Source organism: Micromonospora sp. CB01531, from assembly GCF_001905095.1.
Taxonomy (GTDB): Bacteria; Actinomycetota; Actinomycetes; order Mycobacteriales; family Micromonosporaceae; genus Micromonospora.
In genome coordinates this window covers 1-14856 of record NZ_LWLS01000106.1, presented here as the reverse complement: position 1 = coordinate 14856, position 14856 = coordinate 1, and the positions used below count along the sequence as shown (strand labels likewise).

The window sequence follows — 14856 nt, the reverse complement described above, 5'->3', positions numbered from 1 at the left end:
CAGGGACGACTGCGCTAGGCCATAGGTGTCTCCGGCTGCGCGCCCGACCGCACCAGGCTCAGACTCCGGCTGCCTTCCGCCCAGCACGAGGTTGGGGGTTCGGAAGCATTACAGCTTAAGGAGGGACTGACGCCTGCTGCGCCCCGAACGCTGCCCAATGCTCACCTCGAAGTGGGTTTCACATTGGTCGTTGATTCGCTGGTGTTCGAGAATGCGAGTGTCATTCGTGCACGGTCGAGCAGCAGGCGCCCCTTACCCTCTTTGATCTTCCGTAGGGGGTCGGCGATGCGGATGATGGTTGGGGTTTCGGCAGCGGCATTGGTGACGCGGTAGATGTAGTAGCGGCTGCCGTGGAGGCTGGCTTCGAGGAGTTCGGCCTGGGAGAGGTAGAAGGGCTCCTCGGGGTTGTCGGCCTTGGTGGATTTGACCTCGATGTAGATGACTTGCTCGTCAGCGTCGACGCTTTGGATGTCGAACGGCGACAGCTCGTCGTCCTTCGAAACCCAGACGACGAGGTCGGGGTTTTTCCCCGCGTCGCGTAGCCTCTCGCGTTCCTTGTGGAAGACCACCTCTTCGCCGCGCTTGCCGATGTGTCGTTTTTCTGCCTCGGACTGTAGAGAGGGGGCAGTGGAGATCCCGCCGCCCGCCCAGCTCTGGCTGTTGCTGGCGGCCGGAGGGTGGAACGCCTCGAGCTGCCCGTCGATGATGCGCACCTTGCTGTAGTCCACGGTTGCCAGCGGTGGCGCCGCCGGCGATTCCTGAGGGGTTCCGATTGGCAACGCGGCGACCGGTGTGGGCGAGGGCGGTGGAGACATGGGCGGTGGGGACGGCTCCACGGTGACATCTACCGGTGGGGCAGGTGCCTGTCGGTCGGCCTGTGACAGGAGCGAGTCGAGGATGTTCTCCGGTTCGTCGTCGTCAGCGGTGAGCCCGAGTTGCTCGCGGGCTTCGGTGATGTCTTCGGGTTGGATTTGCCGATCGGCCATCATGCGCTGGCGGTCGTCTGTCCCGGCGGTGAGCAGCATTGTCACGGCATCGGCCAGAGCAGGGGTGCCGAGGTGTTGGGCGAGCTGGCGGCCGAACGGGAACCAGTGTGGGGCCCCGGTGGTGGGGTCGAGTTCGAGGTAGGCGGTGCCGATTTGGTTCGTCCGGCCACCGTGCTCTCGACGAGTGGCGATGTAGCAGACCGCGTCGTCGCGTTCGACCGTGACGCCGGCGTACTCGTAGCGGAGCACGAGGCTGTCACAGATGACCTGGTCCAGCCGCTTGAGCGCATTGCGGGCCATGCTTTCGGCCCGCGGGTTCTCTGCTCGTATCAGTGCCAGGAGGTAGGGTTTTACGTCGTCGAGCAGGCTGTGGACTGCGGTCGAGGCGGCGTCGTGGTAGTGGAGGCCGTAGGGCATGGCGAATTTTGTGACCGCGTCGTCTAGTTTGGTAAGTGACAGATAGCGCACGAGCCGGTTAAGCCGAGCTTCGGCGCTGAGGACGGGAAACTGCCGTTCCCAGGTATCCCGTAGCAGTGGGTCGTCGGCGACCGGTGGCTGTGCGACGAAGGTCGGTCGGCCGTTGTGGCTGGCGAGCACGCGGACGGTCGCTGGCGCAGGGTGCGGTCTTGGTTCGTCGCCGAGGACGTCATCGAGGGTGCGCTGGACGTAGCGGGCGGCCAGTTCGGTCTCCCGGTTGGTGCCGCCGAGCTCGTCCGCCTCGGCGGCGATGCTGTGTAGCAGCGCGAGGAGGTCCTTGACCTTCGGCCGCCCGGCGTCTGTGAGACCCAGTGCGGCCACGAGCGCGACGCCACCGCGCATCTGGTACATCGATTCCGTGATTCGGGGGATGCGGTCCTTGATGCGGCGAGGCGTGTCGGTTGCGTCGACCCATGCGTCCTCGGGGCGTACGACATCGGTGTTTGCGCCGCGGGCGACCGGAACCCACCGCCGCGAGCGGAGGGTGTGGGCGAACAGCGACTCGCAGGTGCGGTCCCGGTCGCCGGAGTGGCTGCTGTGGACGCAGCGGAAGGTCGCTTCCATCGCCGGCTCGTAGATGGTGCCCCAGCGTTGGGCGAGTTGCCTCCAGAGGGCGAAGAGCCGGTGCTCGTCGCGGCTTTCGATTAGATCCAGGTGTCGGTCTAGCCGGTAGGACCGCTGCAGTTGCTGGGACTTGGTATGCCCTTGCGGGCACTGTGCCGCCTGTCCGACGTGGGGTTGCGCCATCCATTCATCGAACAGGGGCCCACGATGCGGGTGGCGATAGTGTCCGACCATGTAGCCGTAGGCTTCGGCCGGTTTCGCCTCTTCGAGCCGGGGGTGGTCGGTGACGCCGAGCATCCGGTAGAAGTTCATGTCGTCCTGGCGTTGGTCGGAGTTCCGCGGAACCTCGACGTCGAGGAACTCGGCCTGGCGGAATGGCCCGTAGAGCGTCTCTAGATCGTTCGACCGCGTCCAGTCGGCACCGAAGTACACCCCCGCGGCGGCCCGGAGATCGCGTCGCGTGCCGTCAGCGGAACGAGCCGGTACCAGGACACGTCCCAACACGGGTGCCAGTTCCTCGCTCCCGGACAGGCGTACCTTGTGGTAAGCCCGCAATCCTGACATCGCCCGGAGGCGCTCGTCCGAGTCGGCCTTTGGGTCGGCCAGGATCCTGGCCAAGAAGTCTCGGATCAGGTCGCGCCACTCGAACGGCCTTACTCCCAGCTCCCTCAGGAGGCCTTCGATGCCCTCGATCGGGGGAACCTCGGCGATCGGCACAGGGATATTGTCGGGAATGGACGAGTCGCCCCGCGCTCGCGGGAAGAAGACTGGCTGCTCGGTGGGCGTCACAAGCTGCCCGCTCACTGTGAGCACGCTCGCCGTCATGCGGAGCGCCGTCACGAGCTGTTGCCCGATTTGGTAGCGCCAGCTGAGGAGGAAGCCGTAGTAGGCGCCGATGGAGTCGCGGCTGGGCGGCCTCAGGTGCGCCAGAAACTCATCGACTCCCATCACACGGGCCGAGCCCGACATGAGGAACGTCTTCGTGGCCGGCAGCTCCTCGATGTCAGGTCGCAACGTGCGGCTGCGATCGAGAACCGCTAACGCATGGGCCTGGGCCAGACTGGGCACGCGGGGTGGGAGCAGAAAGACGTCGGCGGGTCGGGCCAGCGATCCATCGACGACCGGAAGGAAGCGGGTTCGCCTCAGCGCCTCCTCCCACAGATTGCGTAGCTGAGCTCCGGCTCCCGCGCTGGGTGGCTTGGCAGCCGGCACAAGGGCCCCCACAGCCGCTGCGCTGGCCTTGCTGCGAACAAGGAGGTCGACCGCGACGTGGTTCTCCAAGAACCCCACGACGTGAGCCAGGAGCCTTTGGTTGTAGGGTGCGGCCTCCGGCGTCACCGCCAGCTGACGCCGATCCATGCCCAACACCCATTCCGCGTGCACCATGACGTGCAGCCCTGGAACCTCTTCGGTCGGAAAGTAGACGTGTAGCGGAAACGTCTCGTCCGTCCGAGGCCGGCACGCCTCATCCAGTGGTACCGCCAGCGCCCATCGGACCGTCTTGAGCTTGGTCCACGCCTCACCCAACGGCTCCAAGACGCCGCGGTCGGGAGTCGCCTCGCTGCGGTAGATGAGCCAATCTTCGACGGTCCCGCCCGCATCGAGCACGACATGCTCAGCGCCGCCGTCCTCGCCGCGAGAGACGGTGGCCGTGAAGTCCGAGAGCGTTCCATGAAGGTCGAGTCGATCGATACCGGGAAGAAACAGCAGCAGCCGCGGACGCAGGTTCTCCACCAGGTGCGTGGCGACCGTCTGCCGGTCGACATCCTCGCGCAGCGGCAATCGGATGACCGTCCGAAACCCTTCAGCTAGGAGCTGGCGCACCTGCGCGGCATCCGACCCAAGGTCCCCGTCTGTGATGGGAAACGGGAATGCGTAGACCGGGAATCTCTGCTCGGCGGGCAGCGCCCCGAGCAGTCCGAGCACCTCACGTCGCAGCCTTTCACCGTCGAACTGGAACGACGTTCGCGTCGAGACGACCTGTGGCCGGTCGCTGATTTCGCCAACTGACTTGAAGCCGAGCCCCTTGTGCCCAACGGCCGTCCCAGGGCCCTTCGACGATCGCCCCAACGAGCAGATGGCATCCACCTGCCGGTCGCCGAAACCCGACCCGTCGTCCGCCACGATCAAGGCCGTGTCCGTCAGTAGGAAGTAGGCACGACCTCGAGTCCCGGCGTCGACCGCCGCGTCGTTGGCGTTTTGAAGGAGTTCGAACGGATAGCGACCTGAGTACTGCTGACGAACCAGCTCCTGCGCTCCGCCGCGTTCGTCGAGGCCCTTCAGGAGGTTCTCGCGGAGGCCGCCCTCCAACTGAAGGCGGATCGCCGCAAACTCCTGCTCGCGCAACCGAGTTGCCAAGTCCATCTCCGGACTCCTCCCGACAAGGCCGTGAACAGGATGAAGGATGCTTCATATTCTGCCCGCCCGATGCATCAACCATCGGTTCAGTGACGCGTCTGCCGGCACTTCCCACTGGCTCGGTGGTTTGACGCGGTCATGGTTGACCGGCCCCGACGCGATTCGTGAGGACCTCAAGGACGAGCTCGACAAACCTGACGGGCATTGGTCCAGGGTCAGAAGCGGTCCGTCTTGATTCGGTTCGGCGCGCAGCGGTCCCGCAGGTGAGAACACCGACGTGGTCGTGGCCCTAGACCACCCGGACGAGGGGTTGTAGATCCAGAGAACGTGCTCCTCATAGGTCGGTTGCCCCGTACAGGCATCGGGGCGCCTCAGTCCCAGACCGGCCGCCTTGCCAGCACAGCGCCCACGCGGGCGGCGGTGGATCCACGCGAAAGCGACGTGACTAGGGGCGCTCGTCGAGTGGCCGCAGCCGCTGCGGCCGATGGAGTGATCCGCTGCCGCCCGGGACGGCGTGCACGGAGGCTAGGATTCGATGCCTATGCGTGGACTGCTCGATACGGATCTCCTCTCCGGTACGCACGAGATCACGATGAGACTGCGGCCGGAGCGGGCTGCGCGGCCGGTGGATGCCGGGCACCTCGGTCAACTCCGAAAGGAGATCATCCGGCTGTGTCAGACGTGGGGCGGTGCCGGGCAGCCGATACTGCCCATCGTCGGCGGTGAGGTACCGCCTGCATACGTCCGCCTCCTGCAGGTCGAGCAAGTCGACCAGGTCGGTGGTCTACACGACGTGGACGCCCAGCTTCCCTACCGGGTCAGGCGCAGCGCGCCCCGGGACTTTCCCGTCATTGTGATCGCCGACAGCACCCCTCGCGATCAGTGGCGTCCTGTTCACGTGCCCACCCTGGATGTCGATGATCCCTGGGAACTGATCTACGCCGCCACCCTCGGCGTCCTGCCGGAGGTGCCCGACCCCGCGCTCATGGACCCCCGTGGACACGTGGACAACGTACGGTTCGAGCAGATCATGCCGGTCGAACGGCAGCGAGTTATTGGCTCGCTCGACGACCTCCTGCAGCGGCTCGAAAACCGCCAACCGATGTCCCCGCGGATGGTAAGCAACATCGGCTTGGCCGCAGGGCAGGAGCCGGACACCGGCTATATGGGCAGGGGCGCGAGCCCACTGCCACAGCCCTACGGTCTGCGTCGCGCTGCCGGCCCGAACATCGTTGTCGTCGTGAGCCCTGGGTCGGTCGAGGATCTTGCGTTGCTGTGGAACCTGCGCGCCGCGCACGGCGACGGCCGAGTCATGCCCATCGGCCTGCCCGTGGCGGCGGTCACCGAACAGGCGCTGAAGGAACTGCGGCAGCCGGGACGGGCGAGCATGTTCGGCTTCCAGGGCGGACGATGCTTTGTAACGAGCGCGTCCCGAGATCCCAGCCAGCTGGCTGACGTGGCGGCCAGCGCCGGCATGAGGGCGGTCGCCTACGAGGAACTCCTGACCTTTGGCCCCCCGCCGGGAAGGGGCCGTAACGACATCGCGCAATGGTCGGAGGGACAGGCACAACTAGCGGTCGTCTCCGAAGCGGATCGCGAATTCCTGCGACCAACTCGCAATTTCTGGCGTCCGCCGGAACTGGTCGTTGATGTCAGCGTCCGTGATCAGCTGCTTCCCGCCGATCCCACGATGCGCGGTGCGGAGTTCGGCCTCCGCTTCCAGGCGGGATCCGCGCAGGTGCACGTGCCGTCGCTTCGACGCCTGGAGACGGTCGCGGTTCACATGCCGTCGACATGGACAAGTTTCGCCGCGGTAGCGCAGAGTCGCCGGCTTCGCGTAGAACCGTCCGAGCCGGGCCTCGCGGCGGAGACATTGATCCGCGCTATCGGGGGCGTGGAAGGCATCCGCTATCTGACGCACCGCCCGTTGATCGAGCTGCTGTACAAGCTCGCCGAGCGCAGCGGCATGGCCTGGTGGAAGGACCGCTGGACGCGCACCCACCGAGAACTTCGAGCACTGGGTGTTCCTGAGGAAGAGATCGAGGCAGCCGCGGTACGTCTGGGGCGCGATGACCCAGCGATCGCTCCGCCGGGTGAGGGACGCGCCCTGCCATTCAGCGACTTTCTCAAGGTGTTCCGAAAGAGGCAAGCGGCCGTCAACTGGGTCGTGTGGGCGGAACGGCACCACCTGCTCGTCCGCGGGGCAACGGTGGAGTGCCCCGCGTGCAAGGCCAAGTCCTGGCTGCCCATGGCATCGGTCCCACCACCTGTAGCCTGTCCCGGCTGTGGACGCTCGATCGTGCAGCCCTACGAGCCCGAGGTACTCAAGTTCACCTACCGCATCGGGGAAGCTCTACGGCGCGTCCTCGAAACGGACAGCCTGGGCCATCTCCTCGCCTTGCGATGGCTGGTGCAACTCTTCGAACGACACGGCCTCGTCGGAGCGCACCCCGGAGTCAACTTCTTCTGCAGCGACAAGAACATCGGTGAGGCGGACGTTGTCCTGCTGTTCGCCGACGGGAGTCTCGTCCCCGTCGAGGTGAAGCGCCGCATCGCCGGCGTGGATCTACGTATGGCCGACTCCCTGGATACCTTGTCCGACGCGCTCCGGGCACCGTACGACATCGTCGCGGTCACACAGCCAGCCCGCGACTGCCCCGAACTCCTACAGTTCGCACACTCACTTCCCGACCGGCCCCGACTGCTCCTCACCGACGACCAACTCCACGCTGAGCACGCCATCTTCATGCTGAACAGCGACCCATTCGCCTGGGAGCCGCAGGACGAAAATGCACAAAAGACCCGACAGGACCAGTTCGTAGACCTACTGGTCCGCGACCAGCTCACCGCACCGCTGGACTGGGTCAGCGAACAGCTACTCGCCTGCGACCCCTCGTAGCCCCAGTCCGGCGGCGTCAAGCAGGTGACCGCCATCGAGAGAGCCCAGCCGCAGCCACCGGCCTTGGCCGCCGTGTTGGCGACAGGCTCCTGGCCACAGGCGATCGAGAGAGCCGGATGAAACTATGGAATGTGGTCCGCTTCGCGGCGGGTGACTACGAACGCAACGCTATGTCTAGCGCGGGTTACCGCTACGTAGAGTCGGTCTAGCGCTCGCAGGGCTGATAGGTCTGTGGTTCTCAGGTACTTGAGCATGGGCTGCGTCGGAAAGATCAGCACTCGATCGAAGGTGCTGCCCTTGGAAAGGCCGATGTTCATGGCTGGTAGTCCCAGCGTCGATGTCGTGACGCGGTCACGGAGAATCTTTGGGGAGTACTTGGCGACGTAGGCGAGCACGTCCTCTTCGGCGACCTTGAAGACTCCGTCATGGCCGGTTTCAGTTAGGTTCCGGGACTTGGTAGGCGGCAGGGCCGGGTATAGCCGGTCGGACCAGTCGCAGATGGTTTGGTGGCATCGCCAGCTCTCGGCGCGCATCTGAAGTTCGCAGGCGTGCTGCCGTTGGTTGATCCAGTTCATGATGCCGGCGCCACGGTATTTCTTGTTCCGGGGGCCGTTGTTCGTGGCGAAGGTGTGCTGGCGCGGATCGCCGACGACGGTGACTCTGACGGTCGACGCGAACAGTTTGTCGACGAAGTCGAGGTCGTAGCCCACGAGGTCCTGGAACTCGTCGATGTAGATGTCGTCATACATCGCCTCGAGGCGGCGTATGACCGCCCCGGCGGAGGCGTCGTCGGCGCGGCAGGCGAAGTCGGCTACCCCGTCGCGGTACATATCGCCGCGCCGGTCGAAGTAGTAGGCGAGGACGTCGTCCCGGCGTGTGAACCTCGACCGGCTCCCGTCGAAGTTCAGTGACCGGATGTGATCGATCCTCCCAGTGACGCAGCTCTGGAAGGGGCGGGCCGCCTGATGGATGAGGAACGAAAACCACGTTGTGGTCGTGACGTGTCCAGGGATCACCCCATTGACCGCCAAGATCCGTCGGCGAATCTGGGCGAGGTTCTCCTGGGTGTAGGTCGTGATCAGGGCCCGTCGGCCGGGGTGGGCCAGCGCGGCTTCGATGATGAGCTGGGTCTTGCATGATCCGGCCGCGGCGATGACCGCGAGGTTACGGGCGGACGGCATCGCGGATGTACTGCGGCATGGTGATGGCCTGGTCGGACTCGAACACGGTCAGCGCCCAACTGGTCTTGTTCGCCGTCATGTAATCGAGCATCTCCTCCTTGGTCGTGTAGCTCTTGCCGAGGACCTCGTTCATGCGCTCAAGGCCATTGGCGGCCAGAACCTGCGGTTCGAGAGTCTTCTCGTCACCGGCGCCGATGTGGATCGAGATGAAACTGTAGGAGGTGTAGGCGGCATACTTCTGCAGCATCTGAGCGGCGTCACCGTCGTTGTCGTTTATCACGGCGACGGGCTTGGTGAGCGGGACGGCGAGGTCGAGGAACCGTGCGGCCGACAAACCCCGTACGTTGATCACGTCCACACCATCTGCGATGGGTTCACGGCCGTGTTCATCGTAATACGCACGGGTGACGATGAGCTCATCCGAGGGGCCCTCCACCAGGATGGCGCGCTTGGCCAGAACGAGACGCAGGGTGTCGTAACCGGAAAGCTTCTTGAAGTAGTCGACAGTGTCCTTACGCAGGTCGGTGATGCGCTGCCCACCGGTAGGAGTCAGCAGGATCAGGTCGTCGAGCCCGAGCTTGTTGAGAATGTAGGCACTGTGGGTAGTGACCAGGACCTGCTTGCCGGCGCATTTCTGGCCGATTTTGTACACGAGCTGGTTGAGCGACGAGAACGACAGATGGTTCTCGGGCTCCTCGATCAGCACGACGTGGGTGTCGGCGATCTTCTCGTTCAAGGCCAGAAGGATCTTGAGAGTGCTCTGCTCGCCCTTGCCGACGTATGGGAAGGGCAACTCGTTGAGATGCGGTACGAGGCTGCGTTCCCAACCGGCCCGCTGCGAGATGTCGATGGAGAGTGTCAGCTCGCGGTCGCTGATCTCGCCACGCTCGCCCGCGAGCTTGTTGTTGATCTCCTTCACCGCCCCGATTTCGCTGAAGGTCTCACGAAGGCTTCGGTACGACCGGGACAGCTCGACGCGCTCCCGGGGCTCCAGGCTGGCGCCGATGATTGACTGCAGGTAGGCGTCCGCTCCGTTCTGCAGTCGGATCGCAGTCGCGTCGATCAGCGAGGCGGTCGCGGGAACGCCGCGGGCGGTGACGGCTGCTGCGGCGAAGTTTGACCACTCGACCTGGTAGTACTCAGTGGGCACCCAGTTGATTTGTGTAGGGTCCCGGATGTACTCCACGTACTCGTCGATGAAGTCGTCGTTGAAGGCGATGCGGACCTTGACTCCCGGCGCGACCTCACGTAGCGAGTTGTTGTTCCCCTTCAGCGGTGCGAGATCGTCGGTGTCATCGAAGTAGACCTCGATGAGGATCGTCGGCGGTTCCGCGGCGCGCCGCTCGCGCATGGCCGTGATGTACTGACGGGTCGCGTCGAGGTTGACCAGGAACGGTGATAGCTCCGCCGCGATCTGGTTGCCGCGAAGCCGGCCCGTGAGGGCGAGGTTGATCGCCTCCAGGAGGTTGGACTTGCCGATGTCGTTGTCGCCGACGATCACGTTCATGCCGGGGTTCAGCTCAAGCACGAAGTCGCGGAACACCTTGTAATTCTTGATGATGATCTTTTTGAGCACGGTGCGGCGACTCCTGGCGCTCGGCGGCTACGGCACGCAGGGAGCGAGACCCATGTGCTGTTCTTGGGTCCCTCACGTTGTACGGATCCTACAACTCCTCGTCACACCCCGAGTGCGACAGCGCTACGCGCCGGCGGCGTCCTAAGAGAGCTCTGAGGCGACTACGTAGCTCCTTGATGCTCCTGCCGACCCGATCGTTTCGCCGAGCAGCACTGCCGCCAACACCGCAGGGTCGGTGATCGGACATCGCCGTCCAGCGGCTCAGCCAGCTTGTGGGCGGCCTACTAAGGCATACCGGCTGGCGTGCGTGTCGGGGAAGGGACGGAGACATTGATCTATGGTGCCAGCGGCCGGGGATCGCCGGCATGGCGGTCGGAGGGCGAAGGCGACGGTGCCAGCTACTCCTCCGATGGTTCGGCAGTACCTGGGGCAGCGCACACCTCGCCGGGCAGAGGCATCGAATCCGTCAGGGTCAGCGACTCCTGGACCTCGCGAGGACAGACAAGGCGGCCCGCAAGCGGGCCGCGCCGGCCCGGCCCCGGCCTGCTGGCGACCTCCGGCCGGCATCGGCCGGGCCGGCCCGCCACGCGGGGCCTATCGTTCTGACGTGACGGATTCCGGGCTGACCGCTGGCGAGCTGCGTGACTTGCTCGACCGCATCGCGCGCACCCATGGATGTTCGGTCCTGCCGCCGACAGGTGGTGCTGTCGCAGGCCGAGGACACCGCGTCCCGGACAACCTGCGGGAGTTCTACCAGCTGTGCGGCGGGGCCTGGCTGTTCCGCGACGCCCCTTACCAATGGCGAGTCTGCGGACCCGACGACCTCGTGCCGGCGAGTCCCCGACTGCTGACTGAGGCCATCGCGCGAGAGATCGAGACAGAGGTGCCAGCGGATCTGACCAACGGCTGTTACGTCATCGCTGACGGCGGCGGGGCAGCCACAGACCCGCACATCGTTATCGACCTTCACCCCACCCGGGCGGGACGCTGCTACCTGGTCGGTTGGGATACTTACGGCCTCGTCGGCGAGATGCCTGTCGTCGCCACATCAGTGCTCGAGCTGCTCCGCTGGCTTCTCAGCACGGATGGCGCGAATCCAACGCTCGCGCCCACCCAGGGTGACGCGTACGACCAGGCATAGCCGAGCGATTGCCAGTCGGCCGCATGGTGAGGCGGGCCGATCGCCGTCGTGGCCGCTCGCCGCTGAGGTTGGGGCGATTGCTGCCGCGCAGCAGAGCTCCTTGCCCCCGAGTTCGGTGCGCACCGCCCGCGGTTCGCCGCCGACGAGAACCGGGGCGTGACCATCCCCCGGATGCCCGATCCTCTACGCCACCCGCCCGGCGTCAAGCGCGCTCCGCGTCGGCGAGCCGATGGCCTCCGGCCACCCTTGACCCCGACCGTGTGCCGCAGTAAGGGTGGCGGCAGTTGCTCGCCGGTAGGCGCAGGTCGCCAACTTGATCTCGTAACGCGCCAGTCGCCACCGATTCCGTCTTGCGCGGCTACCGCTTCCCTCCCCACCACACAGCTAGCCGCGCCACAACGCCTACGAGGGCGACGCAGCCCGCCACGGCGCAGATCATCATGGCGACGGCGGCGATAGGTCCCAGCTCCACGGCCCGACTCTAGGTGCAGAGCCAAGCTGACATCAGCCCGTGCCCGCGTGCCCCTTGCGTGCCCGTTGGGATGGGAGGCGACGGCCCTCGCAGCGAGCGACGTCGATTTCGCGGATCTCGACGTACCGCGCGAGCAACTTCGCCGGGTCCGCCCATCGGTTCTGTCACCGCCGTCTTCCTCGGCGATGGGCGGCCGTAGGGGCAACGATCCTGGCGGAAAGCTGGCAAGGCACAATCAGCCTGTGATCGCGAGCGTGTTCTTCGACGTGGGCGAGACGATCGTCGACGAGTCCCGGGAGTATGGGACCTGGGCGGACTGGCTGGGTGTACCCCGGCACACCTTCTCGGCGGTCTTCGGGGCTGTGGTCGCTCGCGGCTTGGACTACCGGCAGACGTTCCAGGTCTTTCGCCCCGGTTTCGACCTGGCCGAAGAGCGCGAGCGCCGCGCAGCGGTCGGCCAGCCCGAGCACTTCTCCGAGGAGAACTTCTACCCGGATGCCCGGCCGTGCCTGGCCGCGCTGCGTGAGTTGGGCGTGCAGGTCGGCCTCGCCGGTAACCAGACCGCTCGGGCAGAAACGATCCTGCGCGGCTTGGACCTGCCGGTGGACGTGATTGGCACGTCGGACGGCTGGGGAGTGGAGAAGCCGTCGGTGGCGTTTTTCGACCGCGTTGTGGCGGAGGCGGGCTGCCCAGCCGATCAGGTGTTGTACGTCGGAGACCGGCTGGACAACGACATCCGGCCCGCGCAGCAGGCTGGGATCGCTACCGCGCTGATACGGCGCGGCCCGTGGGGGTACATCCTTGACGACAAGGACGTCAGCGAGCGCTGCTTGTTCCGGCTCGACTCGCTGGCTGAGCTGCCCGAGCTGGTGCGCAAGCACAACGAGTCGGCGGCCTAGCTGCCAGGTAGGGCGGCTCGGCTGGCGGCGAGGGCGGCGATGCGTTCGTCGAGCTGCCTGCCCTGTCGGCTGTCGCCGAGTATGGGCCGGATTTCCCTGACGCGATCGAGGCCAGTGCCGTACCAGTCGTTGTGCAGGGCGTCCATCGCCTGGTTGAGGTAGTCGGCGGCGTGCTCACCGTCGTCGCTATGCGCGGAGGCGAGGTCGGCGAGGATGACGCTGCGCTGCTTGGCTGCGGTGGTGGTTAGGCCGGCGAGGGCCTCGGTGAGCCGCCTGGTGGCTTCGGGGTGGTCGTCGGCCGCGAGGGCCGCGTAGCCGGCGAAGGAGTGCAGTCGGCCGGCGTTGTAGAAGTCGAGCCATTCCGGCGGGGTGGGGTTGGCCTCGATCGCGGTTACGGCGAGGTCGATCTGGTGCCGGCTGGCTGCTCCGGCGCCGGCCCGGGCTTCGACTTCCGAGGCGACGCAGTGCAGCCAGGAGCGGACGGCCGGGCTGACGCCGTGCCAGGTGTGCTGCAGCGCCGCGTCGACCAGTGGCCGGGCGGCGGAGGAGTCGTGGCTGAAGGCGGGGATGAAGGCCATGTGGCCCAGGACGGCGGCGGCCAGGGCGTGGTCTCCGGCTTCCCGGGTGCCGGCGAGGGCGACGTCGTAGCAACGCTGGGCGATGGCGGGCTGGTTGAGGTCGAAGAACGCCAGCCGGGCGGTGAGGAGCGCGGATTCGGCGAGGGCGGCGGCGAGGGTGGTGCGGCTGGTGCCGCTCGCCGCTCGGACGAGTTCCGTGCCGAGCTGGGTGTGGGCGTAGGCGGCCTCGTAGAGCGGCCGGGCCGGGCTGGTCCAGTACAGGGCCCGCTGGCAGCGAACGATGTCGGTGTACGCGTCCGGGTCGATGGTCTTCGTGTCGGCGCGCGCTGCGTGTGGGTCCAGTGACAGCAGCGGCGCGACGAGGGGCAGCATGCTGGCGCCGAAAAGTGCTCGCAGAACAGCTGCCCGGTCCCAGCCGGCTTCGTTCTCGTCTCCGGTGAGCATGTCCCACAACCTCCTGAACTCGTGCAGTGTGTCCGCCCGCGGGCACATGGCCAGCTCATCCGGGGTGAGGAGGCCGAGCTGGCTCGCTGGCTTGTCGAAGATGGTCACCAGGTGCTTGCGGTAACGGGGGTCCGGCCACCGTTCACCGGTCTCCCAGCGCCGCACCGTGTTTGCGTTAAGTCCGGTGTCGGTCTCTCCGGCGTGGCTCATACCCACGCGGATACGCTCAGCGACCTCCTCGTACGACCAGCCCCGCTGGAGTCTCTCCCACGCTAGCCGCCGGTTGGGGGGATAGCGCCGTCCGGTCATCTGAGCACCTCCGCGCGTTGCCTGTCGACCGCAGCCGACGCTAGCGACCTTCGCTACCGCCCGTCACTATCCGGTTGCGAGCGGACGGGTAGTGGACGGTACCGCCCGGCTCCTGTGGACGGTTCGCTGTTGACGAGCATCGAAGACCGCTGCCGAGCGGCGGGCCAGCTCACCGACCCATTGTCATCGACGCCAGGAGATTCATGGTGGGCAGATTGATCGAGTCAGGCAAGGCGGCCAGTGAGTTGACCTGTCCGACTGAAACGGCGGCCGGATGCGCGTTCGTGAGGGTGACCCCTCGTCCGCGTACCGCCATCAGGGCTGCGCGGGCGGGTGACCGGCGGGGTGCTCCCAGCCGCCGCCTCGCCCTTGCGGACCCGCCGGGATCCCGGCGGGTCCGCCAGGACTGGCAGCCGAGGAGCTTTGTTCGTCGAGCGGTGGCGCCATGACCGTTTACGTCTCGCGGCACGCCCTCGCCAGCACCACGGGCACCCCACACCCCTCGATTCCCGTCTCGGTGCAGGCGGCTTCCGGCCGGGCGACGGTCTCGCCGGCGGACCCGCCCTTACTCACTTACGTATGGCAGTGGGTGTTCGCGCAGCGGACCGGTATAGGCGGGCAGCGATGATGGCCCGGGTGCTGGTGGTGACCGGCGCTGCCAGATTCATCGGCTCACATTTGGTCGACGCGCTCCGCGGCCGTGGTGTTGAGGTGGTCGACCTCGACGCTCTATGCCAATCAACCCCGCCCATCCGATTGGCCGCTGGTGAGACCGCCAAAGGTGCGCGCCGTCAGCGCCGCTTCCTGGGGGAGGGGGCTCACTGCCCTGCTTCCGATCGCGCAGCCGGGCCGGGTGGGCAACTTCGTTCTGGGCAGAAGTGGCGCGCGAATGGAGGCCGCTGGTGATGACGTCCAAGCTGCCCATCCCCAGCGCCGGACCTAAGTGAGCGTCCGGGAACTTCACCAGTTGCC

At 66.3% G+C, this 14856-nt stretch carries 9 protein-coding genes; 5 read left to right on the top strand and 4 right to left on the bottom strand.

Going from position 1 to position 14856, the window contains the following annotated elements; translation table 11 throughout:
* Positions 1-161: 161 nt before the first annotated feature.
* Complete coding sequence (locus A6A27_RS32945) at positions 162-4391, bottom strand: sacsin N-terminal ATP-binding-like domain-containing protein (RefSeq protein WP_073838571.1); 4230 nt, start codon at positions 4389-4391, stop codon at positions 162-164.
* 535 nt (positions 4392-4926) lie between these two features.
* Between A6A27_RS32945 and A6A27_RS32940 the strand changes: the two genes are divergently transcribed.
* Positions 4927-7284, top strand: a complete 2358-nt coding sequence (locus tag A6A27_RS32940; protein WP_073838570.1) for a hypothetical protein — start codon at positions 4927-4929, stop codon at positions 7282-7284.
* A gap of 122 nt (positions 7285-7406) precedes the next feature.
* On the opposite strand, the gene A6A27_RS32935 is transcribed toward A6A27_RS32940, so the two are convergent.
* A complete protein-coding gene (locus A6A27_RS32935) occupies positions 7407-8465 on the bottom strand; it encodes a UvrD-helicase domain-containing protein (RefSeq protein WP_073838569.1) in 1059 nt (352 codons plus the stop codon).
* Positions 8449-10041, bottom strand: a complete 1593-nt coding sequence (locus A6A27_RS32930) for an ATP-dependent nuclease (protein ID WP_073838568.1) — start codon at positions 10039-10041, stop codon at positions 8449-8451. The genes A6A27_RS32935 and A6A27_RS32930 overlap by 17 nt, the downstream gene beginning before the upstream one ends.
* Positions 10042-10648: 607 nt before the next feature.
* Here A6A27_RS32930 and A6A27_RS32925 point away from each other — a divergent pair.
* Together A6A27_RS32925 and A6A27_RS32920 are read left to right on the top strand one after the other, a co-directional pair.
* The gene (locus tag A6A27_RS32925) at positions 10649-11182 is read left to right on the top strand and encodes an SMI1/KNR4 family protein (RefSeq protein WP_073838567.1); all 534 of its coding nucleotides are present in this window, start codon (positions 10649-10651) and stop codon (positions 11180-11182) included.
* 714 nt (positions 11183-11896) lie between these two features.
* The gene (locus A6A27_RS32920; RefSeq protein ID WP_073838566.1) at positions 11897-12553 is read left to right on the top strand and encodes an HAD family hydrolase; all 657 of its coding nucleotides are present in this window, start codon (positions 11897-11899) and stop codon (positions 12551-12553) included.
* On the opposite strand, the gene A6A27_RS32915 is transcribed toward A6A27_RS32920, so the two are convergent.
* On the bottom strand, positions 12550-13785 hold the full coding sequence (locus A6A27_RS32915; protein WP_241825565.1) for an XRE family transcriptional regulator: 1236 nt from the start codon (positions 13783-13785) through the stop codon (positions 12550-12552). The genes A6A27_RS32920 and A6A27_RS32915 overlap by 4 nt on opposite strands.
* Before the next feature lie 544 nt (positions 13786-14329).
* Here A6A27_RS32915 and amcA point away from each other — a divergent pair.
* Positions 14330-14512: a multiple cyclophane-containing RiPP AmcA gene (amcA, locus tag A6A27_RS47220; RefSeq protein ID WP_073838564.1), complete on the top strand. Its 183-nt coding sequence runs from the start codon at positions 14330-14332 to the stop codon at positions 14510-14512.
* A complete protein-coding gene (locus A6A27_RS43650) occupies positions 14464-14790 on the top strand; it encodes an NAD-dependent epimerase/dehydratase family protein (protein ID WP_338013330.1) in 327 nt (108 codons plus the stop codon). The genes amcA and A6A27_RS43650 overlap by 49 nt, the downstream gene beginning before the upstream one ends.
* Positions 14791-14856: the final 66 nt, after the last annotated feature.